General features: G+C 57.2%; 22 protein-coding genes and 1 pseudogene. 17 read left to right on the top strand and 6 right to left on the bottom strand.

What is annotated here, in order from left to right; all coding sequences use genetic code 11:
- The first annotated feature begins 18 nt into the window (after window positions 1-18).
- From rfbF to ACSZOQ_RS11325, 11 genes are all read left to right on the top strand, one after another.
- Window positions 19-792 (top strand): glucose-1-phosphate cytidylyltransferase, encoded by a 774-nt coding sequence (rfbF, locus tag ACSZOQ_RS11375; protein ID WP_439922643.1) that lies wholly within the window; start codon window positions 19-21, stop codon window positions 790-792.
- Complete coding sequence (locus tag ACSZOQ_RS11370; protein ID WP_439922642.1) at window positions 792-2,066, top strand: class I SAM-dependent methyltransferase; 1,275 nt, start codon at window positions 792-794, stop codon at window positions 2,064-2,066. The genes rfbF and ACSZOQ_RS11370 overlap by 1 nt, the downstream gene beginning before the upstream one ends.
- Window positions 2,067-2,075: 9 nt before the next feature.
- The gene (locus tag ACSZOQ_RS11365) at window positions 2,076-3,107 is read left to right on the top strand and encodes a glycosyltransferase family 2 protein (protein WP_439922641.1); all 1,032 of its coding nucleotides are present in this window, start codon (window positions 2,076-2,078) and stop codon (window positions 3,105-3,107) included.
- Window positions 3,104-4,402, top strand: coding sequence for a glycosyltransferase family 4 protein (locus ACSZOQ_RS11360; RefSeq protein ID WP_439922640.1), 1,299 nt, complete (start codon window positions 3,104-3,106; stop codon window positions 4,400-4,402). Before ACSZOQ_RS11365 ends, ACSZOQ_RS11360 begins: the two co-directional genes overlap by 4 nt.
- Window positions 4,403-4,533: 131 nt before the next feature.
- Window positions 4,534-5,637, top strand: coding sequence for a CDP-glucose 4,6-dehydratase (gene rfbG / locus ACSZOQ_RS11355; protein ID WP_439922639.1), 1,104 nt, complete (start codon window positions 4,534-4,536; stop codon window positions 5,635-5,637).
- A complete protein-coding gene (locus tag ACSZOQ_RS11350; protein ID WP_439922638.1) occupies window positions 5,618-6,562 on the top strand; it encodes an NAD-dependent epimerase/dehydratase family protein in 945 nt (314 codons plus the stop codon). Before rfbG ends, ACSZOQ_RS11350 begins: the two co-directional genes overlap by 20 nt.
- A 19-nt stretch (window positions 6,563-6,581) precedes the next feature.
- Window positions 6,582-7,496, top strand: coding sequence for an alpha-1,2-fucosyltransferase (locus ACSZOQ_RS11345; protein WP_439922637.1), 915 nt, complete (start codon window positions 6,582-6,584; stop codon window positions 7,494-7,496).
- A gap of 40 nt (window positions 7,497-7,536) precedes the next feature.
- The gene (locus tag ACSZOQ_RS11340; RefSeq protein WP_439922636.1) at window positions 7,537-8,259 is read left to right on the top strand and encodes a class I SAM-dependent methyltransferase; all 723 of its coding nucleotides are present in this window, start codon (window positions 7,537-7,539) and stop codon (window positions 8,257-8,259) included.
- 6 nt (window positions 8,260-8,265) lie between these two features.
- Window positions 8,266-9,171 carry a glycosyltransferase family 2 protein gene (locus ACSZOQ_RS11335; RefSeq protein WP_439922635.1) on the top strand — a complete coding sequence of 302 codons (906 nt, stop codon included), beginning with the start codon at window positions 8,266-8,268 and terminating at the stop codon, window positions 9,169-9,171.
- A 274-nt stretch (window positions 9,172-9,445) separates the two neighbouring features.
- Window positions 9,446-9,907, top strand: a complete 462-nt coding sequence (locus ACSZOQ_RS11330) for an acyltransferase (RefSeq protein ID WP_439922634.1) — start codon at window positions 9,446-9,448, stop codon at window positions 9,905-9,907.
- A 159-nt stretch (window positions 9,908-10,066) separates the two neighbouring features.
- Window positions 10,067-10,987 carry an NAD-dependent epimerase/dehydratase family protein gene (locus ACSZOQ_RS11325; RefSeq protein ID WP_439922633.1) on the top strand — a complete coding sequence of 307 codons (921 nt, stop codon included), beginning with the start codon at window positions 10,067-10,069 and terminating at the stop codon, window positions 10,985-10,987.
- Between the two features lie 60 nt (window positions 10,988-11,047).
- Here ACSZOQ_RS11325 and ACSZOQ_RS11320 read toward each other — a convergent pair whose 3' ends face one another.
- Window positions 11,048-11,980, bottom strand: a complete 933-nt coding sequence (locus ACSZOQ_RS11320; protein ID WP_439922632.1) for a glycosyl transferase — start codon at window positions 11,978-11,980, stop codon at window positions 11,048-11,050.
- Between the two features lie 876 nt (window positions 11,981-12,856).
- Here ACSZOQ_RS11320 and wecB point away from each other — a divergent pair.
- Entirely contained in the window at window positions 12,857-13,978 is a 1,122-nt protein-coding gene (gene wecB / locus ACSZOQ_RS11315) for a non-hydrolyzing UDP-N-acetylglucosamine 2-epimerase (RefSeq protein WP_439922631.1), read from the top strand.
- The gene (locus tag ACSZOQ_RS11310; RefSeq protein WP_439922630.1) at window positions 13,975-14,226 is read left to right on the top strand and encodes an NAD(P)-binding domain-containing protein; all 252 of its coding nucleotides are present in this window, start codon (window positions 13,975-13,977) and stop codon (window positions 14,224-14,226) included. Before wecB ends, ACSZOQ_RS11310 begins: the two co-directional genes overlap by 4 nt.
- A 134-nt stretch (window positions 14,227-14,360) precedes the next feature.
- On the opposite strand, the gene ACSZOQ_RS11305 is transcribed toward ACSZOQ_RS11310, so the two are convergent.
- Genes ACSZOQ_RS11305 through ACSZOQ_RS11295 form a run of 3 tightly spaced genes read right to left on the bottom strand, consistent with a single transcriptional unit; the run spans window position 14,361 to window position 16,526 of the window.
- Complete coding sequence (locus ACSZOQ_RS11305) at window positions 14,361-14,588, bottom strand: hypothetical protein (RefSeq protein ID WP_439922629.1); 228 nt, start codon at window positions 14,586-14,588, stop codon at window positions 14,361-14,363.
- On the bottom strand, window positions 14,585-15,724 hold the full coding sequence (locus tag ACSZOQ_RS11300) for an ERF family protein (protein ID WP_439922628.1): 1,140 nt from the start codon (window positions 15,722-15,724) through the stop codon (window positions 14,585-14,587). The genes ACSZOQ_RS11305 and ACSZOQ_RS11300 overlap by 4 nt, the downstream gene beginning before the upstream one ends.
- Window positions 15,708-16,526: a YqaJ viral recombinase family protein gene (locus tag ACSZOQ_RS11295; RefSeq protein ID WP_439922627.1), complete on the bottom strand. Its 819-nt coding sequence runs from the start codon at window positions 16,524-16,526 to the stop codon at window positions 15,708-15,710. The genes ACSZOQ_RS11300 and ACSZOQ_RS11295 overlap by 17 nt, the downstream gene beginning before the upstream one ends.
- Before the next feature lie 51 nt (window positions 16,527-16,577).
- Here ACSZOQ_RS11295 and ACSZOQ_RS11290 point away from each other — a divergent pair, with 51 nt between their 5' ends.
- Window positions 16,578-16,820 (top strand): helix-turn-helix transcriptional regulator, encoded by a 243-nt coding sequence (locus ACSZOQ_RS11290; protein WP_439922626.1) that lies wholly within the window; start codon window positions 16,578-16,580, stop codon window positions 16,818-16,820.
- Between the two features lie 978 nt (window positions 16,821-17,798).
- A pseudogene (locus ACSZOQ_RS11285) lies at window positions 17,799-18,174 on the top strand (formyltransferase family protein); the annotation flags it as partial.
- Between the two features lie 25 nt (window positions 18,175-18,199).
- On the opposite strand, the gene ACSZOQ_RS11280 reads toward ACSZOQ_RS11285, so the two are convergent.
- The gene (locus ACSZOQ_RS11280) at window positions 18,200-18,478 is read right to left on the bottom strand and encodes a hypothetical protein (protein WP_439922625.1); all 279 of its coding nucleotides are present in this window, start codon (window positions 18,476-18,478) and stop codon (window positions 18,200-18,202) included.
- Between the two features lie 379 nt (window positions 18,479-18,857).
- On the opposite strand from ACSZOQ_RS11280, the gene ACSZOQ_RS11275 reads away from it, so the two are divergent.
- Window positions 18,858-19,703: a hypothetical protein gene (locus tag ACSZOQ_RS11275; protein WP_439922624.1), complete on the top strand. Its 846-nt coding sequence runs from the start codon at window positions 18,858-18,860 to the stop codon at window positions 19,701-19,703.
- Between the two features lie 59 nt (window positions 19,704-19,762).
- Window positions 19,763-20,350 (top strand): hypothetical protein, encoded by a 588-nt coding sequence (locus ACSZOQ_RS11270; RefSeq protein ID WP_439922623.1) that lies wholly within the window; start codon window positions 19,763-19,765, stop codon window positions 20,348-20,350.
- Between the two features lie 531 nt (window positions 20,351-20,881).
- Here the strand turns inward: ACSZOQ_RS11270 and ACSZOQ_RS11265 are convergent.
- Window positions 20,882-22,192, bottom strand: a complete 1,311-nt coding sequence (locus ACSZOQ_RS11265; RefSeq protein WP_439922622.1) for a UDP-glucose dehydrogenase family protein — start codon at window positions 22,190-22,192, stop codon at window positions 20,882-20,884.
- Window positions 22,193-22,401: the final 209 nt, after the last annotated feature.

Below are 22,401 nucleotides of genomic sequence, written 5' to 3'. Positions count from 1 at the left end.
GGACAAGCGAGTGATGTTATGAAAGTCGTGATCCTTGCCGGCGGGATGGGCACGCGAATATCTGAGGAAACATCGACGCGGCCGAAGCCAATGATCGAGATCGGTGGGCGCCCGATTCTCTGGCACATTATGAAGCTTTACGCGCATCATGGTTTGAATGACTTCGTCATATGTCTTGGTTACAAAGGTTATATGATCAAAGAGTATTTCATGAACTTCGTCTTGCATCATTCCGATGTCACGATCGATGCGGCGAAGAACAGCGTCACCTATCATCAGAGCAACGCCGAGCCGTGGCGGATTACGCTAGTCGATACGGGTGAGGCGACGCTGACCGGCGGCCGTCTCAAGAGGGTGCGAAACTATCTCGATCCGGACGAGCCATTCTGCTTCACATATGGCGACGGGCTTTCCGATGTTGATATCGCAGGCACGGTCGCATTCCATAAAGAACACGGGAAGGTCGCAACAGTGACCGCGGTGCGACCACCGGGACGTTATGGAGCGCTGGAAATCGAAGGATCTTCTGTCAAATCCTTCGTGGAGAAACCGCCTGGCGACAATGCGCATATCAACGGCGGGTTCTTTGTACTCAATCCTGGAGTTATCGATCGGGTCGATGGCGATCAGACCTCATGGGAATCTGCGCCTCTCGAAGCTCTGGCGCGCGACAACCAGCTTGCGGCCTATCGCCATTACGGTTTCTGGCAGCCGATGGATACGCTGCGCGATAAAATGGCGCTTGAAGAATTGTGGCAGTCTGGCCGGGCGCCGTGGCGGATCTGGGATTGATGACGCCCAAAGTATCAACGTGCCGCTCGTGCGGCGCGCCATTGACCACGGTTTTCGTGGATCTTGGCATGACGCCGATTTCGAATGCGTTCATTCGCGCCGACCAGGCATCGTTCAGCGAGAAATTCTATCCACTGCGAAGTTTCGTCTGTGATGCCTGCCGGCTGGTTCAGCTCGATGATTTCGAACGGCCAGAAACGCATTTCCACGGCGCGTATGTCTATTTTTCGTCGGTGTCCGAAAGCTGGCTCAGGCATGCACGCGAGTTCGTCGATTATTCGGTGGAACGCTTTGCGCTTGATTCGTCGTCGCGCATAGTCGAGGTCGCCAGCAACGATGGCTATCTGCTGCAGTATTTCGTGCAGCGTGGCATTCCCTGTCTCGGTGTTGACCCGGCCGCGAATTGTGCAGGGGCGGCCTGGGACCTCAGGCAGGTTCATACCGAGGTCGCGTTTTTCGGCTCGCAGACCGCGCGGCGCTTGCGGGAGCAGGGCGGTGCCGCGGACCTTATCATCGCCAATAATGTCCTGGCTCATGTGCCGGATATCAACGACTTTGTTGCAGGCTTTAAGATTCTTCTGAAAGAAGGGGGGACCGCTACCTTCGAGTTTCCTCATCTGCTGGAAATGATACGGAGCAATGAGTTCGATACGATTTATCACGAGCACTACTCCTATTTATCGATCACTGCGATGGAACCGCTGTTCGCGCGGCATGGGTTTGCGATGGTCGATGTCCAGCGTCTTCAGACGCACGGAGGGTCTTTGCGGATCTATGTCGCTCATGCGGATGAGGGCAGACCGGCTTCCGCCGCGCTGGCGGATCTGCAACAGGAAGAACTGGCTCTCGGATTGGATAGAGCCGAGACGTACGTCCATTTTGATCGCAATGCGCATAAGCTGAAGCGCGCACTGCTGCGGCTTCTGATTGATCTGATTGAACAGGGAAAGTCCATTGCTGCGTACGGAGCACCTGCCAAAGGCAATACGCTGCTGAACTATTGCGGCATCGGGCGTGACTTCATTCCCTACGTGGCGGATCGCAGCGAGTACAAACAGGGATTGCTTTTGCCCGGCACGCGGATTCCGGTCGTGCCGCCCGACGAGATATTCAAACGCAAGCCGGATTATGTCTTGATTCTTCCCTGGAACCTGCGCGAGGAGATCACGGAGCAGCTTGCAGGGATTCAGCAATGGGGCGGTCAGTTCATCATTCCGGTGCCTTGGCCGGTGGTTCTGACGCCGAACGATGCCAATGCATCGTCGCATTCGTAATCGATCCAAATGAGCTTAGACTGGAATAAATCTCAGGTGTCGTCAGATAAGATAAGCGTGCCGACCGTCAGCGTTGTGATGTCAGTCAGGAACGGCGGCAGCGATTTGCCGCGTGCCGTTGCGTGTATTCTCGATCAGACTTATCGCGATTTCGAGTTTATTATCATCAACAATGGATCGAGCGACGGGTCGGCTGTATTTCTGAGTGCGATTTCAGATCCCAGGGTAAGAGTTTATCATCAGGATGACCAGGGGCTTGCGGCGGCTCTGAATCGCGGCATCTCGTTAGCGCGTGGCCACTATATCGCGCGGCAGGATCATGACGATCTCGCTTTGCCGGACCGAATCATGAAGCAGGCTCGTTTCCTTGACGAGCATCAGGATCATGGATTGGTCGGCACATGTGCCGAAATATGGGTGGGCGATCAACCCACCGGCCGGTTCCATGATCATCCGTCCGATGATGCGGATTTGCGCTTTTGCCTACTGTTCAACAATCCCTTTGTACATAGTTCGGTCATGATCCGTAGATCGGTATTGGTTCAGTCGGGCGGTTATACAACCGATCCCGCGCGTCAGCCGCCTGAGGATTATGAGTTGTGGTCGAGGATCGCGCGTTGTTGCCGCGTCGCGAATCTTCCAGAAAGGCTTACAATCTATCGCGAGGTTCCCGGAAGCATGTCGCGAGCGGGAATCGATCCTTTCAAGCAAAAGCTCGTTACAATCTCATCCGAGAACATTGCCTATGCTGTTGGCGAGGCTGAACCGGCTGAAGTGCATCGCGATATTGCGGCTATCATTCACGGGATACCCGACATGGTTACGGGCCGAACCACTCCGGCCATGATGGAGCAAATTCTCTCTGCAGCGGGGCGCCGTATCGGGGTCGGCGAAGGGACTCTCCGAGACTGGAGCCGGCGATTGATGCATCACTATTACTCCCATGCTCACGCCGCCCGCCATTTCTGGAGCGCGGTACGATCAGCCCGAAGCGTGTTACGAACGGTTCGTAACTCGCTTGTCGGGACAGGACGACGATGAAGCTTCTTTTTTGCTGCGAGCAATACTGGCCCAGCAAGGGCGGCGTTCAAGAGGTTATCCGTCAGGTAGCCGAGCGCTTGGTCCGTGCCGGGCATGAGGTTGCGGTGGCGACCAGCGTGAACAAGGAGCGGACGAGCGACGTTTTGGGTGGCGTCAGGATTCATGCTTTCGATGTCAGCGGTAGTCTTGTCACAGGTCTGAAGGGCGAGGTTGAGCGCTATCAAAAATTCGTAAGGTCGTTTGATGGCGATGCCATTCTGATCAAGGCTGCGCAGCAGTGGAGTTTCGACGCGCTTTGGCCCGTTGTTGACGACATCAAGACTCGCAAGGTTTTCGTGCCTTGCGGATTTTCGAGTTTATATGAACCGACATTTGCGCGTTATTTCGCGCAGATGCCGGATATTTTGAGAAAGTTCGATCATCTCATTTTCTATGCCGAAAGTTATCGCGACATAGACTTTGCCAGATCGCACGAGATTAAGAACTTCACGGTCATCCCTAATGGCGCCAGCGAAATCGATTTTGGCGGAGGGCGGACCGGTAAATTTCGCGAAAATCTTGGGATTCCTGCAGATGACTTTTTATTCCTGACGGTTGGCTCGCCGATCCAGATGAAAGGGCATCAGGAGGTGGGTGCAGCTTTTGCGGAGATGAACGTCGGATCCAGAAATGCGACGCTGATCCTGAACGGCCACTGGCCGGAGCGTAGCCTGCTATTGGTGTTACGCCTTTTTCTTCGTCCGCAGACCGTTGCGCGCGGGCTTGTCGTGCTCTGGCGCAATGGATGGCGCGGGGTTTGGGAGCGTCTTTTCCCTAAACCGAGTTTTGTTGATGCGGTTGCTTCACAGGCGACCGCCAGCGACGCTCAAGGGAGTAAAACGCGACAGGGCACAAAGCGTGTTCTGTGCCTCGATTTGCCACGCTCCGACGTAATCGATGCTTTCTTCGAGGCTGATTTGTTTGTGTTTGCTTCGAAGGTCGAATACTCGCCACTGGTCCTGTTCGAATCTGCGGCGGCAGGCACGCCATTCCTGACGGTGCCGGCCGGGAACGCCGCAGAGATCGTGCAGTGGACCGGCGGAGGAATGTTGTGCCCGGCGGATTCCGACGAGCGGGGCTACGTTAATGCTTCTCCTAATGTGCTGGCAAGCGAGATGGAAAAGGCTATGCAATCGGAATCTTTGTTACGCCAGCTCGGCGCGGCAGGACGGAAGTCTTGGCAGGAGCGCTTTACCTGGGAGAAGATCGCCCGTTCCTACGAGAAGGTTCTACAAGGCGATGTGGGGCCGGCGTAGCGGTGCGAACCTAGATATGGTGATCATGCTGGGGCCGCACGTGGTGTTCTTTGTCGGATGTTGATCTGTCTGAAAATTGTAATGAAGATTGCCGGCATGCGGTTGAAGTCTTTTGACAATGAGGGATATCGATGATCGGCGCTGATCGCCGGATACCGCTAAGATGCGAGGCTTTGCTGCACGGTCAGCGGGTTCTCGTGACGGGCCACACCGGCTTCACCGGTGGGTGGTTGGTGTCATGGCTGAAGCTGATCGGATGCCGGATTGCCGGTCTTAGTCTTGCGCCGCTGACAACGCCGAACCTGTTCACCGCCGGCAACATCGCTGATGGGATTGATTCCACGATCGGCGATATCCGCGATTTATCGACTGTCGTCTCGGTGATCGGCCGACATGAGCCTGTGGTGATTTTCCATCTCGCTGCACAGCCGCTGGTCTCGCAGTCTTTCGCTGATCCCCTTGGCACGTTTTCGACAAACGCGATCGGAACGGCGAATGTGCTGGAGGCGGCCCGGCAAGCTCCGAGCGTGAAGGCCGTCGTCTGCATCACAACCGACAAGGTCTATCGGGATCAGGATTGGCCGTGGGGTTATCGTGAAATTGACCCGCTTGGCGGAAAGGACCCTTATAGCGCCTCGAAAGCGTGTGCCGAACTGATCGCGGCATCCTATCGTGCCACGCTTGCAATGCGTGCCAACGGTGTGCTCATCGCCAACGCTCGTGGTGGCAATATCATCGGTGGCGGCGATTGGTCCATGGACCGTATTGTGCCGGATTTCGTGCGCGCGGTTCTCTCAGGTGCGTCGCTGTCGCTACGCAACCCCGAGGCGGTGCGCCCCTGGCAGCACGTCGTGGCTCTCGTGCACGGCTATCTGACCTTGGCGAACCGGTTGCTCGAAGGTGATGTGTCCGCCGCCGACAACTGGAATTTCGGACCACTCGATGATGATGCAAAACCGGTGCGGGCGCTGGTCGAGCAGCTCGCCGGCGCGTGGAAACGGCCCGATATCGCTTATGCGAAAGGTCATTTTCCTGAGACACGCTTTCTTCACCTCGACAGCACCAAGGCACGCACGTGGCTTGGCTGGCGCCCTCCGCTCACGTTCGATGGTACGGTGCGGCTCACAGCCGAATGGTATCGTGAATTCGGCGTCAACCCGGTATCGGCAGGAAAACTGACGATGCAGCAGATTCAGCGATACCGTGAAAGTGTCGATGTCAGCGTCCGATCATAAAGCTCTCGTAACTGGCGGCACCGGTTTCATCGGGCAGCATCTCGTCGCCCGCCTTCTTGCCGATGGGGCAGCGGCGACGGCATTGGTCCGCTCCTGCAGCATTTTGCCAGCGGAATGGCAGGGCAAGGTAACGGTTGTCTGTTGCGACGACTGGTCGGAACAGGGTGTGCGTGCGGCACTAGATGGATATGGCTTCGATGCTGTGTTTCATCTGGCTGCATATGGCGTTCGCCCTGACGATCGCGATGTTGGCCGGATGGTGCAGATCAACGTCGATCTGCCGGCCGTCCTGGCGCGCCTCTGCTCGGAATGGGGTGCTCGCTTCGTGATGGCTGGTACGTTCTCCGAATACATCAAGCCGCTGTCTAACGATCCATTAACGGAGGGCTCGCGGCTCGAACCGTTCAAGTTGTATGGATCGACCAAGGCAGCAGGCGGTCTCGTGGCAAGCTGTGTTGCGCAGGAACTCGGTGTCGGGCTGCGGCTGCTGCGGCTGTTCAAGGTTTACGGTGCGGGCGAGGCACCGCACCGCTTGTTGCCTGCGCTTGTATCCGGACTTAGCCGCAAACAGCGGGTGGCGATCTCTTCGGGAACGCAAATTCTCGATTTCGTCTACGTTGATGACGTCATTGAATCCCTGGTGCGAGCTGAGAGCCACATTCGCGCCAGGGGTGACGTGACGACATGGAATGTTGCGACAGGGCAGGGCCATTCAGTTCGCGATTTCGCCAGAATGGTTGCGGCTGTCATGGAGGTCGACCACGATCTGCTCGGTTTCGGTGAGATTTCCATGCGTAAGGACGACGAGCCGTGGCTGGTGGGCGATCCTCGGCTGATGCGTGAGGAATTAGGATGGTCACCGCAAACCGATCTTCATATCGGGATAAAGGCGGCGATTGCGGCGATATCTCGCGAGACGCATTGATGCAGATCGGTTCATTATCGTGATTACCGTTTCTATTCTCGGCGGCCTTGGCAATCAGATGTTTCAGTACGCCGCCGCCAAGGCGCTTGCGAACCGAATTGGAACTGGCGTCGTCCTCGACTGCAGCGCCTTCGAGGGGTACAAGCTACGCAGTTTCATGCTGGATCGTTTGCAGATTCCGGAATGCGATTTAGTCAACGGCGGCGATCAGATCGGCACGCCGGCGACCCGTGGCTACACGGGCTTGCTCTGGCGCGGCCGCGTTAATCGCCTCTTGGCGCGAGTGGGGATGAAGCCGATGGCCGTTGCCGACGGTACCTATGTCGAGCCGTATTTCCATTTCGACCCCGCGTTTATCGAGTTGAAAAAACCGATATCGTTGTTCGGCTACTTTCAAAGCGAGCGTTACTTCGAGAACATCGCGGGCGATGTGCGGCGGTACTTCTCTCCACGCGAGCCGCTCGGGTCAGCGTCGCAGGCGATCGCGGATGCAATGGACCGCGTGGAGATTTCGGTGTCGGTCCATATCCGCCGGGGCGACTATGTTGCGTTCGCCGAAACGGCACGTGTGCACGGTGCTCTTAGTGTGGACTACTATCGCAAGGCCATCGGCTTGATCGAACAACGGGCGAAGACCAAGATCACGATTTTTGTGTTCTCGGACGATGCGGAGGCTGCGGCTGACCTGCTTCGTTTTCACTCTGGCGAGACTGTCGAGGTGCGCGGTGATCCGGATCGGCCTTGGGAAGACATGGCTTTGATGGCGCGGTGCCATCATCATGTCATTGCCAACAGCTCGTTCAGCTGGTGGGGAGCCTGGCTCAATCCTGCGCCTGAAAAAATCGTTGTCGCGCCACGCGCGTGGTTTTCTTCAGAGGAGCTGCGACGGCGTAACACCTGTGATCTCTATCCGTCGGGATGGATTCTCGTATAATGGCTCTTTGGATTATGTCGGAATTTTATTGGGGAATTGAATGGTATTCGTAAAGGCGCGTGCAGCTATCACTGGCATCGGACGTCGCGCGCGTCGCGCAACCGGTCCTTGGCCAGACCCGGTTCCCAACAAGGGAGCTTCCGAGTTCGAGGTTGATCTATGGACCTTGTCCGATTTCGTACTCGGCAAAGTCGTTCCGGCAGTTGGCGTGCGTCCTTATCCGCTTAACGAACTCCTGTTGATGACGGCAGCGGCGTGCAGGCTGAAGCCGTCCGTGGTGTTCGATTGGGGAACGCATATCGGCGTATCTGCCCGCGTGTTCTACGAATGCGCTCGAGCGTTTGGCCTTGGCTACGAGATTCATTCGGTGGATTTGCCGCCGGATGCATCCCATGTCGAACATCCTGGGCAGGAGCACGGTCGTCTGGTGCGCGGCCTTTCCGGCGTCCATCTGCATCGCGGCAATGGTGTAGAGGTCGCACTTGATCAGTGGAGCCGCATGGGGAAGCCCGCCCGTCCACTGTTTTTCGTCGACGGCGATCATGCTCTTGAATCAGTACGAGACGAGTTGACTAGGATTTTTAATACGGTTTCCGACGCGGCCGTGATCGCGCATGATACATTTCGTCAATCTTCTGAATCGAATTATAATATTGGTCCAGCGCTCGCGATTGAGGAATTAACGAAGCGTTCTCCATTTCGTTTCAAGCTGATTCACTCAGGCTTAGGACTTCCGGGTATGACATTTATCCTGCCTAATTGATTACTCGTGACTTCATCGGGCTGCGACATCGATATGAACTCTATTCCTTTAGTGTCCATTGTTATGCCAATGCGTAATAGCGAAAAAACTGTGCTTGCAGCAGTTCGGTCGATCCAACTTCAGACTTTACAACATTGGGAATTAATCATTATCGACGACGGATCATCTGATAAAAGCTATAAGATTGTTAGCGCAATTGATGATGACCGTATTCGACTTGTCCGCAAACAAACGAACAGAGGACTTGCGAGACGACTGAACCAAGCAATAGAATTGAGCAGAGGGGATTTTATCGCGCGCATGGATGCTGACGATGTTTGTTTCCCCGAGAGACTTTCCCGTCAGGTCGCGAAGCTGCAGAGCGATCCGACAATCGATATTCTTGGATGTGGCGCAGCAGTGTTTTCCGAAAATGGAGCTTTGGTCGGCTTGTTGCCGGTGGGAACCGATCACGAAAGGATTGTCAGCAGGCCATTTGTGGGTTTTTCATTCCCCCATCCGACATGGTGCGGGCGCGCAACTTGGTTTCGCAGCAATCCATATGACTCTCAATTTATGAAAGCAGAAGATAGCGACCTATTGCTAAGAACGTTTCGGACAAGCAGGTTTTGTGCTTTGGAAACAGTTTTGTTCGGCTATCGTCAGCACCAACTGGATCTTGGAAAGATTTTACTAGGCCGTTATGCATCTCTTGTGTCGATGTGGCGCTATGGAAAGAGTTCTGGAGAGATCTTTCCTGCATTTCAAGGCGTTGTAATGCAGGTTATCAAGGGGTTGGTCGATATTTTGACGATCGGTTTAGGTTTCAACCGAATTATGCAGGCGCGAAGATTGAATCCGGTCCCGCAGTCAGTAGTGCAAGAATGGCAGGACGTTCAAAAGAAGCTGGGCGGTTTGGGCGCAAGTCTATGAAACTCCAGGCTCAGATGTGATCTTCTGGCCAGGACCAACTGCTGCTCCGTTGTCGAGGTATTCACCCAGTACTGATGTACTGATATCCGACGACCCGCCATAGACTTTAAAACTTCATAAGTCCGGCGTGGCAATTGTACAGACTTCGGCGCCCAGTTACCTGGCGTAAGCCAATTGCCGTTAGTCGCGACGGTCCATTTTCCGGTCTGCCGCCAGCGTTGGCGCGATCAAGGCTGTCGTGGCCGTCATGGCAGTGGATAGCCGTATGTGATATTTGCAAGCGGCGCCGCTGTTCGGCTTTGTGTCCGGGCGCGACTATTCGCTTGGCCAAAACATCTTCGCCAGCAACGATGTGGTGATCGGTAACAACGTTAAGATCCAGAACAATGTCTCGGTGTATGACGCGGTTCGCATCGAAGACGACGTATTCTGCGGTCCGAGCATGGTCTTCACCAATGTCTACAATCCTCGCTCGGCAATCAGCCGCAAGGACGAATACCGCGAAACTTTTGTCCACCGGGGCGCGACGCTCGGCGCCAACTGCACCATTATCTGCGGAACGACCGTCGGCCGGCATGCCTTCGTCGCTGCCGGTGCGGTCGTCAATCGCGCCGTTTGCGCTTATGGCTGGCGTTCCCGCAAAGCGGATCGGCTGGATGTGCGTGTGCGGCGTGCAGCTTCCAAAAAAGACTGGCGCAGTCACCTGCGAGTCTTGCGAGCGCACCTACCGCATTGACCGGGAGTCGTGTGAGCCGACCGGGTCGCAAAGCCTGGGTGACGCCGGTCGGACAGGCGATCGAGAAGGCTGATAAACCGGCGCTGCGGTGACGGGTTTCGTCACCGCGCCGACGATGCGAGAAATTTTGGCGGCTAGTCTTGGTGGATTGAGCTGAATATGTCTTTTCGGATTCTCGTGACTGGCGCTTCGGGTTTTGTCGGCTCGGCTCTCGTGCCTGCGCTGGCCGCCGCGGGGCATCATGTCCGCGCGGCGTCGCGCAATCCGGTTCTGGTCGGTGACCGCATTGACTACGTCGCGCTATCAGACTTCGAAAACGAGGTCGATTGGAGCCCGCTTCTTACCGATATTGATGTCGTCGTGCATCTCGCGGCCATCGCGCATCGTCAGGGCGGCGATACGGTCGACTACGACAAGGTCAATCGCGGCGCAGCGGTCAGCTTGGCGGAGGCGTGTTTGCGGCATCCGGTGCGACGCCTGATTTTTATGTCGTCGATCGGGGCTCAGACCGGTTCGGCATCCGATCGGGTTCTGACGGAGAAGGACGAGCCCCATCCAGTGACCGGATATGACCGGGCCAAGCTTGCGGCAGAGTCCGCCATACGCAAAAGCGGCGTGCCTCACACGATCCTGAGACCGGTCATCGTGTATGGTCCGAATGCCAAGGCGAACATCGCGTTCCTGCTCCGCATCGCGGCGCTGCCTGTGCCTCTGCCGTTCGGCGCGTTGCGAAATCGGCGCTCGCTGCTGGCCGTCAGCAATCTTGTCGAGGCAGTCATGCTGAGTCTCGACAATCCGGCGGCGCTCAATGAGACATTCCTGGTCGCCGATCCCGAGGCGATGTCGATTGCCGACATCTTCGCGTGTCTCCGCGCTGCCGCCGGCCGTCCCGCCGGACTCTTTCCTGTTCCCCCCGGCCTGATTGCAGCCTTGCTCAGTCTCGCCGGCCGAAGTTCGGTCTGGGATCGCATCGGCCGGAACCTCGTGGTCGATCCTGCGAAGCTGCTTGCGGCTGGCTGGAAGCCGTCCGTCACGACGCGCGAGGGCTTTCGCGCGATGGTCGATAAGTCGAGGGCATGAGGTTGGTATGCGGCCCCGCGTTACCTTGCGGTCAAGACCTGATGGTCCCGCTGCAGTCGGCTAACGCGCCGTACACCGCAATCGCGAAAATCGGAACAAGGTGAGGCCCACAACGGCGACGCCCGCTATCAGCACAATGACCCTTGCCGCAGGCGACGTCACCCAAGTTGAGGCGATGGCCAGTAAGGCCAGCACGAGATTGAGTCCGAACACGGTTCCGATGACGTCGAGAACGGAAAATCCCTTGTTCGTTGCGCGCTGATAGAAATGCGAGCGATGGGCCGCCCAGACTTTCTCACCGGTGACGAGGCGGCGCAACATGGTGATGGTGCCGTCGGAGAGATAGTAGAGAGGCAAAAGCAGCGCCGCGGTGAGCTGGCCGCGATATGCAAGTTCGAGCAGGCACCAGCCCAGCAAGAGGCCGATGGGCAAACTGCCGACATCACCGAGAAAGACTTTCGCAATCGGTCGGTTGAATGGTGCAAATCCAAGCAAGGCTCCGCCGAGAGCGCCGGCGATGATCGTTGTTATCGGAGGCACGTCGCTCAGATATCCCAATGTCACGATAGCTCCCGCAACGGGAACGGCCTCCGCGACGGTCATCCAGTCCATCCCGTCCATGAAATTGACGAGGTTGACAAACCAGACCCCGGCCAGCAGCAAAACGCCCCGTTCGATCCAAAGCGGGCCAAGCGGAAAGATCCGGATGTCGCCCGGCCACATCGCCAGGATCGCTCCAACCGCGATCGCCTGGGCGAGTAGGCGTGTCAGAACCGGAAGCGACCTGACGTCATCCGCCGCACCCACAACGGCGATAAAAAACGTCGCGGCCAGCACGCAGATGGAGACTTCCGCTTTCGTCACGACGGCAAATAAGACAACGGTAACAAGTGTCGCGGCGATGACTGCAATCCCTGCGCCCTGCGGCGTCGGAAGCTTATGGGATGACCGCGCGTTCGGTCTTGCTAGTGCGTAGCGTTGTAATAAGGGCATCAGAAGCCAAGTTAGGGCAAATGAAAGGGCTGCCGCAGTGATGATGGCCAATAGCGACAAAAGTAGTTCCGATGGTAATTTCACGGCCAGCCGTTAAATGCGAATTTGCAAACGGTCATATATCCTGCCGGGCTATTTCGGTCGAGTCGAAGCCGGTAACATTGAGGTTGGCCGCTATGCCGGGGAGCCCGAAACCCTCGACCTGATAAGGAGGGTTCTTTCGCGCGGGGGAGCAATATTTATCGATGAAAATGGCGGCGGCGTGGGGGTTAGGTTAAAGAAGAATCTCTCGAAATGATCGGTTGTGCCGCGTTGATTTTGGCCGCCCAATGTCGATTGGACCCTAGTGGGGTCATTAGATTTCCCTTTTTGCACTTCACCATCTGAGGGCTATCTCAAGGGACATCGACCGTGGGGCTCGTATCAGTCGCCCAACATCGGAGATAGCTACTAGGTCAAGCGCATTGTGGTGACCGCCGGACATGTTTCCGCGCGGGTCGAGGCGATCGGACCATTTGCTGAAAAATCCCAAACGGCTTCGGCAACGCTCTGCTGCGGCCGTTGCGAGTGCCAGGAAATATGTCCGCGTGATGCTGGCCTATGGCGTCCTGTCGTCCTTGGAGACTGTTGTCGCTCGATCTTCAGGTGCATTGAACGCCGGATAGCCGTTCGTACTTGCGGGGCCGCCGGAGGTTATTTCATAAAGGATTGATATTAAGTTATATTTTTTATTTTGGTTGAGGCTGAAGTTCTGATTTGTTAGCGACATCTCATTGAATATCCGGGCGGCAATAGGTACACAACTCAGCATCGGGCTTCATATCGTCGCCGCTTCTTCGCGCTGGCTACCGGGCTGTTCTGAGGATCCAACGTATTTTGAAGAATGTCATCGCGATATTCGGAACGCGGCCTGAAGCCATCAAGATGGCGCCGGTCGTAACCGAACTGCGGAAGAGCAGTGTTGTGAATCTGCGCGTCTGCGTGACTGCTCAACACCGCGGCATTCTTGACCAGGTGTTGGCGCTGTTTGCGATCGCACCGGATCACGATCTTGATCTGATGTTGCCAAACCAGACCCTCGATCAATTGACGGCGCGATTGTTGACGGGAGTCGGGGAGGTGCTTGATCAGGAACGTCCGGATCTCGTTCTGGTTCATGGCGATACATCGACGACGCTCGCAAGTTCGCTTGCTGCGTTCTATCGGAAACTGCCGGTTGGCCACGTCGAAGCCGGTCTGCGTTCGGGATCGCTGCTCGCGCCGTGGCCCGAGGAGATGAATCGCAGGGTGGCGACCCTGGCGACGCGCTTTCATTTCACTCCGACCGAGCGTTCGCGCCAGAACCTGCTCGCCGAAGGCGTGGATCCGTCGCACATCCATTTGACCGGGAATACGGTCATCGATGCGTTGATCGAGACGGTCGCGCGTCTCAGGGCTGCGCCGGAAAGGCGCGCGGCGTTTGAACGCCAATTCAAGTATCTCGATTCCCGTCTACCGCTCGTTCTCGTCACCGCACATCGGCGGGAGAATTTCGGCGCCGGCTTCGAAAGTATTTGCCGCGCCATGCTCGACATTGTTACCGAGAATGACGTGCAGCTCGTATATCCGGTGCATCCCAATCCCAACGTTCGCGGTCCTGTCGAGCGCCTGCTTGGATCGCATCCGAGAATCCACTTGATCGACCCGCTCGACTATGAGCCGTTCGTCTTTCTGATGGAACGTTCGCATATCATCATCACCGATTCCGGCGGCGTGCAGGAAGAGGCGCCGTCCCTGGGCAAGCCGGTTCTGGTGATGCGCGACACCACCGAGCGCCCCGAGGCGGTCGATGCCGGCACAGTGATTCTGGTTGGAACGGCGCAGCAGCGTATCGTCGACGAGGCCAATCGATTGTTGCGGGAGCCGGTGCATTATGCACGCATGGCGCAGGCAATGAATCCGTATGGGGATGGTCTGGCTGCGAAGCGGATTCGCGCAGTGATCGAGGAGCAAGCGTGAGCGAAGGCAAGCTGAAGACAATTTGCGTGGTCGGGCTCGGCTATATCGGGCTGCCGACTGCCGTGGTGCTGGCTTCGAGGGGTACGTCGGTCATCGGCGTCGACGTCAACAAGGACGTTGTGGCCAAGATCAATCGCGGTGAGATTCACATCGTCGAGCCGGACCTCGACGCGGTGACCGCGCGTGTCGTGCAGAACGGCGTCTTGCGCGTTGCGACCATACCGGAGACCGCGGGCGGTAGTTTCTGACCAATGGGGGCAAAAGGCTGCAGATGAGGCTTCGAACCCAACTAAGACTCCGCGAGCAATATCTTCACTACGTTATTCAGCCTGCTCGCCAACGGGTATCGCACGACCAAGCCCGTATGCAGGAATTGGAAAAACTACTCACCGCACAACATGCGAGGCCCCGTCGATTTTGTGTGAGTAGGGTTGGCAAGCGCATCCCGCATCTTGCGAATGTTGGATTCGCGCTTTGAAAACTCCGCAGCCTTTCGCGCGAATTGGCGTTCGAACTGCTCGCGGGTCCGAGCGATCAGCGGCGCGACCATGGTGTCGGTTAACTTGATCGGCGTACTGCAGTGTGGACACACGATCCGGGGATCGCTCATGGCATCGCCTCCGTCGGCGGTCCGCTGTAGGAGCCCGGGGAGGTGTGGTCGGGATTGGTCTGCCAGAGGTCTTTCGCCACCAACAGCGGTGCTAGCTTCAGATTTGCCCACCATGCGGCCTCATTGCTATGGCGATGTAGCTCGTGATGATGATGGCGGCACAGCGGCACCGTGAACTCGTCGCTAACCTTGCGCCCCAAAGCTTTGGGTTGCGCGAACTTGAGGTGATGGGCGTCGCATGGAGTGCGCTGACAAATCAGGCAAGGCTGCGCCGCGACGAATGCCAGATGCGCCTTGCTGCGCCGGCGCAGCGGTTTGGTGAGCGGGTGAACAATTTGCCTGCCCGGTGCCGGCGTGGAAGCTGCATCCAGCAGGTGAGGCGTGTCGTTAGGCTCCCCGGGCGGGGACGGGGCGATCGGGTTGGGGATCGGGTCGGCCATGTCATCGCGGTGGACCCGTAGAAGCGCCTCGCAGGCCCCCTCGATAGTGCGCGCGTCGGCGTTCGTCAGTGCGTTCTTGTCCCGCATCCGATGGTGGATCCACGTCGCCAAGCCGTCGCCATCGGCGATCTCGGTGATCTCCGCGAGCATTTGGTCGCGCAACGCGGCCGATGGGATTGGACCGAGCTGCGGAGGCTGATGCGGGATACCGTTACGTGGCTTGCGTGCAACTTTTGGGGCCGTAGGAAACCCGCGTGGCGGCAAGGGCTCGGCAGCGAGATCAGGAGCATCGAGGTCGTCCTCGCCGGCAATTCCCACTAATGCGAACAGCGCATAGCGGCGCGCATAAGTGAGCGCGGCGCCCATTCGGTGCGGCGCCGCCAGCTCGGCCACCGCGCAGACCGGCCAGTCGGAGGCAATCCATTCCCCCGAGGCATGGGCCAAAAGCGTCGTGAGGCGGATTTGATCCCGGTCAATCGCCGTGGTCTGAATAGTTGCAATCTCGTGGGCGCTAAGGTTCTTGCGGATGATATCTAGACCGCTGGCTAATGACGCGTAGCGAAAGGTTTGGGCTTCCTCGCGGGGAAAGGGCGATCTGACGGTCGCGGTCATGGTTTTCTCGGGATTGACGAGCTCTCCTTGAGCTTTGGCCAAGGCAGCGGCGATCACGCCAATGGTTTCACTGGAGCTGTGCATTGGCGGCCTCCCGATCTGCTAACTCGAAACTCACCGCTCCGCTTTTGGATCGTTTTGCGCGGATGCCATGGCCTAGGGCTTCTTTAGCATCCTCAGGTATCAGCTTCTTGAGGTCGCTCTTGGCGGCCTCATGTTCCTGGTAAGCCTCTCTTGTTCGTTGGTAGATTGAGGCCAGTTCCGCCCAGCTGTTGGATGTGTTCATGTCGACCACCCTGAAGGCTTCCAAGCGTGGTCGAGGAGGTTCAACCCCGAAGAGTCGAGGGGGCTCGCCATTCTGTACGCAGCGCCAGAATTTCTTTTCCGCGGTCAAAAGCAGGTGTTGATAAAGAGGGTCAGCATGGATAGTCATTTCGACCCATTTGCCGCCACCTGTGATGATGGAAAGAATTGCTGAGCGCGCGTTGGTGATCCACATATTGTGCTGAAGCTGTGCCATGTGCTTTTCCGCAGCCATTTCCTCAGAGAATGTCCACGGCAGCATGAATTTTGCTTCAAACACCGCGCCCGTTTGTTCGACAATACCGTCCAGGGTGGCTGCCATCCATTTATGGACTGGATGATGAATTCGTCGCTGCACATCCTTGATTGAGTGCCCGGTGCTCCGTTCAAACCAGCGGCGGTTGAGATCTTCCGTGACACTGCCGAGCTGCACGACGAGGACATTTGAAAGGTTCTCTGGCTCGATTTCGCCTCGCTTTTCGCGCCAGAGGCGAATCAGTTTATCTTCTGCTGATCCCATGACAATTCGGGCATCGGACCCTCCAATAAACGTTCTTCTGTCACTCGATTCTGAAACTGCCATAAGCGCTCCTCCTTACTGTGCCACTAGCACATGTGACAAAAGCACAATAATATGCCTGTGACAAGTGCACAAGTTAGAATGGCTAGAGCCGCATTAGGTTGGACTGTTCGTGATTTGGCGGAAGCTACTGGCCTTCACCGCAACACAATTACTAACATTGAGGTTGGCCGCTATGCCGGGGAGCCCGAAACCCTCGACCTGATAAGGAGGGTTCTTTCGCGCGGGGGAGTAATATTTATCGATGAAAATGGCGGCGGCGTGGGCGTTAGGTTAAAGAAGAATCTCTCGAAATGATCGGTTGTACCGTGTTGATTTTAGCCGCCCACCCAAAGGGGCCTGAAGTCGTAGGGACCTCAATCCAGGACACCAATGTTTGGGAAAGACCTCGTTGCAACAGCGGCGATGGTTCCCGACCAGTGGTCCGACCGTTGGCTGTCTGATCTATGAGGTGTGGTGCTCCCTCAATCGCGCCTGCTGCGCCGCAGATCGAATCGACAATTTAGCAGCGAAGGTCAGTCCGAGCTGGGAACGAGGTGCGGTCTAGCTCTCCCCCGGAGGAGGTTACCCACAGCATCTGACGAGATGCACAGCTCAACAGTTCGATTGGGGCCGTCAATATAACCCATCGCTCCTTCCGCTAGGTGCTCCGCGCGATTGCGAAAACGGCCCGGTTCACGAAGACTAAACCCGCACTGGTACATCAACACGAAAGCTTTCTTCTCCCTATGCGGTCGGTATTTCCCCTTTTTGATTTCGGTCTTCAAAGGTTTTAAGCAGGCATCGATCAAGGTCGGAGACCAGCTCTCGATGTTATCGCGGGCGCTAATCGTTCCCAATATGTCAAGTTGCTCTTCGTTTTTCCATTGCATAATCGGGAGTGCATTTGATGCAAATAGCAAGTCTCGAGCAATAAACTCGGCAGACACGAGGGGGAAGACCCTCGCGCGTTTTCACCCGTGAGTTCGCGCTTTTGACCGAGCTCTCGCAATTGATCTTCGACATCTTCGCCAAAGATGCGGCTGGCAAGAAGCGGTCCAGTCAGAATGCATTGCAGCACGGTCTGTCGCTGTCGCTCGAGGGAGATGATCCTCGGATCCACGCAATGTATCGGATAATTCATCAATGGCGACGGCGCCGTCGTCTTACGTTGCGGCGTTTTCTGTTGCTCAAGCGGATCAATCGGACTCGTCAGGTCCGGCAATCAATATTTATTGTCGAAGAAGGGCGCTCTGTCTGATTTTGACGTGCTCAGGCAATTGCTTGCGACCGAGCGTGGCGGAGACGGGCACCGATCTGGTGGTGCTGGCGCGCAATATGCAGATCCTATCGAACGAGATGAGCGCAAAGCTTTCGGGCCGGTGCATCAATATTCATCTTTCCTTCCTGCCGGGATTCAAGGGCGCCAAACCATATCATCAGGCCCACGAGCACGGCGTCAAATTGATCGGCGCAACCGCGCATTATGTCACCAGCGATCTCGATGAGGGACCGATCATCGATCAGGATGTCGAGCCATTGCGACACCCCCGATGCGCTGGTCCGCAAGGGACGCGACATCGAGCGGCGGGTTCTGGCGCGCGCGATCCGGCATCACCTGGAAGACCGCGTGATCCTGAACGGCCGCAAAACCGTGGTGTTCATGGATTGAGGAGCGCGGACAGGCGAGCCAGCTGTCAGTGAATCGCGCCCATCGCGTTGTTATTCGATGATTGGGTGGCGGGAGCGTCCGTCTTCGGGGCCAGACGCTCGCGTTCACGCTCCTTCATCACCTCATCATATTTCGCGGTGCCGGGCCGGGGAGGCGCGTCCGCGGGAAGTCCGCCAGCCCATTGCGGAATCGCATCGCCCATGCCGCCCGCAAGGTGCGAATTGATGCTGCCGCATCCCCCCAGGCTGCATACGATCGGCAGGGCGCAAAGCAAGATCGGGATTCGGCGCGCGCGGTACGTCATGGCTAAATGAGTAATATCCCGGTGTGGAAATTGCGGGGCAGCGTCAGGCTTTTGGAAGTTGTCCTCCGTCCGTACCGGATTATTGAATGGCTTACTCCTAAAAGACTAGCGACGCGCGCGCTGCACAACATTTAGGTAATAAAATACCGGTTAGTGCACAACGATTTAACGCGGAAATCGTCCCCGTGAGTGTGGCTGCCTTGCAGAGCTGGAAGCTGCTCGCCTACCCGGCGCAGCCGGCGGCCGGACAGCCGCGGGACTGAAACATATTGTCGGCGACGGATTACAAGACCCGATGTTTCGGGGGGGGGCTGCCCGTTAGCTCGCAAATCAAGATCAATACCAATTTGCGTAAGGCTTCCGGTCTTGCGACGTAAGAGTGCTTGAGTGCAAATATCTGGCGGATAGGATTTTCCTTAGTGTTTCCACCGCCGCATTTGTCCCGCGCGGTGTTCTTGGCGGGATGGAGGTGAAAACAGACATGGGGCGTCCTTCTCGCAAGTTACCGATATCGAGAGTGGTCGGCAGTTCTCCGGAATTCTCACTCACGGATGGGAATTGGAAGAAAGTTGAGGTCGCATATGGCCGCGCGCTGTCGGACACCATTCGCCAGAGTATAGTCGAAACCACGAATAAATTTCTCGCATCGGAAGTCTTTGAACGAAACGCCAAACCATTGACGCCGGCGCTCGATCTGGTGGAGTCGATCAAAGCCGCATCCAACAATCTCCGGAAGGAAGTTTCAACAGCGGGAGGCGATGCAGGAGCTTTCGCTCAATCTGTTATCAAGGAGCATTTCTTCTCATCTCACCTCAGAATGGAGCCGTACGAACAGTTGTTTCATGCGCTCGGCGACGTGATGTCTTCGTTAAGCTCGGCCTGCACGCAAGCGCTGGCGGAAATGGACGACCCGGATGCCAGGGTGTTCCGCGATGGTGCAAGTTGGGATGACTGGATTCGAGCCCTGACGAAAATTGCACGCCAAAATAATCTACCTATCGGTGCGTCCAAAGCTGGCACTACGAAAGCAGACGTCGGGCCTTTCGCGAGGCTGATAGCGGCCTTGCAGAAGCATTTGCCGATAGAGGCGCGAAGGCACGCCAACAGCAGACTGTCAGCGGCCATCTATTCCGCGCGACAACCCATTGGAACGACTGAAAAAATAAAATCGGGACGCATTAAGCTAAAACCGCGTGTAAAAAACGTCCTGTCCAGGACGCGGTAATTCCCCAAAACTCGCAGCATCAATGCCCGACGATGGGCGTGCATCAGGAAGGGTGCTGCATGGCTGAAATTTCCGCTGCCACTAGGGCTCGCCGGGCGGGGCGTGCTGACCGTGAAGACCGATGCGGGCCGACAGACTACACACCCGACGCCTGCAACCAGGTGGTTATGCTCATGGGCACGGGGCTTTCGTTGACCGCAGCCGCTGGCGCCATGCGAATTTCCCGCGCCATGATCCAGCGCTGGATGGATGCGCACGAAGAATTTAGAGAGGCTGTCGCTAGGGGGAAGGCCGCGCGTGTCTGCGCCCTTGAAAACCAGATGCTCGCTAGTGAGAATACCGCCGTTGTCAACGCCTGCCGCTTTGCCCTGGTCAATGCCGCACCCGAGGAATGGCGGGAGAAGCCAGTTGTCGAGCCGGACGAGGCGGCCGAGAGTCCGATCCGCCTTCTTGCCGAGCAGATCTCGGGCAACGCAATTCGTCCGCGACCGCAAAAGTCCAAGATCATCGAGCACGAGCCTGTTGCATCGCGCACCCTCGAGCCGCAGAAGCGCCTAATCATCGACGATGCGGATGATGACGAGCCACGCATTCACACGGTTTCACGCGAAAGCTACGAGGACGAAGACACCGGGGGCGTCGAGTAACGATTACTGTCCCCCTTCATATTATGTGTAAACCAGCGGAAACCTCAAACAGACTGGAGCGTGCAGAGTAAAGCGGCCATAGCTCGATGGTACAGCGGAAGGCTCCCAAAATATGGGGTCAATTCCGATTGGTCGCGCCATGATTCTGTTGTTGGAGATCAATTTCGAAGGATTTCATATGGATCAGCCTGATGACCACGGCCCTGCAATTCAATCTTTAGCCGGGAGTTGTCTCATAATGAATCCGACAACAATGACGCGCGATCTGCTGAGATTCGTAATATTTGCCGCGAGAAATTCAGCGACGAGGAGTTGGCGAAAGAGATAAGTGCCCGCCGGATGTTTCTTCCCCGCGGTTGGGACGCGCTCTATATCGGGGTGCTTGTCGCAATGGCAAGGAAACGCCAGTAAGTAACGGTAACGCCACGAAGCTGATGAGTGGCGCCGCGCGGATGGCACCAGATGAAGGTGCTTCCTATCTGGCGTAGCCGGGGGGCCGGATAGCCCCCGGATTAACATCCAACAGACGATCTATGTCTTGTCCCGGCCGACGCTGCTGTAGACAAAACCCAGCTCTGCCATTTCGTCGGGACGGTAGACGTTGCGCAGATCGACCACGACCGGCTGCTTCATGATGCGTTTCAGGCGCGACAGGTCGAGCGCGCGGAACTGGACCCATTCGGTGACAATCACCAGCGCGTCGGCGCCCTCCGCGCAGGCATAGGCGTCGTCGCAATAATCAATGTCGGGAAGCTCGCGCCGTGCCTCCTTCATGCTCGCCGGGTCGAAGGCACGAACTTTTGCGCCCATATCGCAGAGGCCGGTGATCAGCGGGATCGATGGCGCCTCACGCATGTCGTCGGTGTCGGGCTTGAACGCCAGTCCCAGCACCGCGATGGTCTTGTTCCGGAGATTGCCGCCCAGCGCGTTCGCCACCTTGCGCGCCATCGCGCGCTTGCGGTTGTCATTGACGGTGACGACCGCCTCCACGATGCGAAGCTGGGCATCGTGATCTTCCGCGATCTTCACCAGCGCACGGGTGTCCTTAGGAAAACAGGAACCGCCATAGCCGGGGCCGGCGTGCAGGAACTTGGTGCCGATGCGATTGTCGAGACCGATTCCGCGTGCGACCTCCTGAATATCGGCGCCCACCTTTTCGGACAGGTCCGCGATTTCATTGATGAAGGTGATCTTGGTCGCGAGAAAGGCGTTGGCCGCGTATTTGATCAGTTCGGCGGTGCGGCGCGCGGTGAACATCAGCGGCGCCTGATTGAGCGACAGCGGCCGATAGATGTCGCCGAGCGCCTTGCGACCGCGTTCGTCGGAGGTCCCGATCACGATGCGGTCGGGAAACTTGAAATCGCGGATCGCGGCGCCCTCGCGCAGGAATTCGGGGTTGGACGCCACCACCACATCGGCCGACGGATTGGCCTCGCGGATCAGGCGTTCCACCTCGTCGCCAGTGCCGACCGGCACCGTCGATTTGGTGACCACCACGGTGAATCCGCGCACCGCCGCCGCGATCTCGCGCGTCGCGGCATAGACGTAGCTGAGGTCGGCATGGCCGTCGCCGCGGCGTGAGGGGGTGCCCACGGCGATGAACACCGCATCCGCCTCCGCCACCGGGCCGGCGAGGTCCGTGGTGAATTCGAGCCGCGAGGTTGCCACGTTGGTCGCGACCAGCGCCTCGAGGCCCGGCTCGAAGATCGGGATCTCGCCGCGGCACAGCGCCGCGATCTTGTCCGCATCCTTGTCGACGCAGATGACCTGATGCCCGAAATCGGCAAAGCAGGCCCCGGACACCAGGCCAACATAGCCCGTGCCAATCATGGCAATGCGCATCGAACGAACCTATTGGCTGGTGATTCCGGAGGACTTTGACCGCCTCTTAGCAGACGGCAGGCCGGGCTGACGAGGTAATCTGCGGCTGTCATAAACGATTGACGGGAAACAGGGATGAGCGGGGATGCGGCCAGTATGGGTTCCAATGGTGGGCAGATGGTGATAGGAAGAATGACTTTTATTCTGCTGCCCATCCATCGGGCCCCATA

Source organism: Nitrobacter sp. JJSN (assembly GCF_051912485.1).
Lineage (GTDB): Bacteria > Pseudomonadota > Alphaproteobacteria > Rhizobiales > Xanthobacteraceae > Nitrobacter.
Note: the sequence above shows the minus strand (reverse complement) of the source record. Positions and strands in the feature narration are given on the sequence as shown.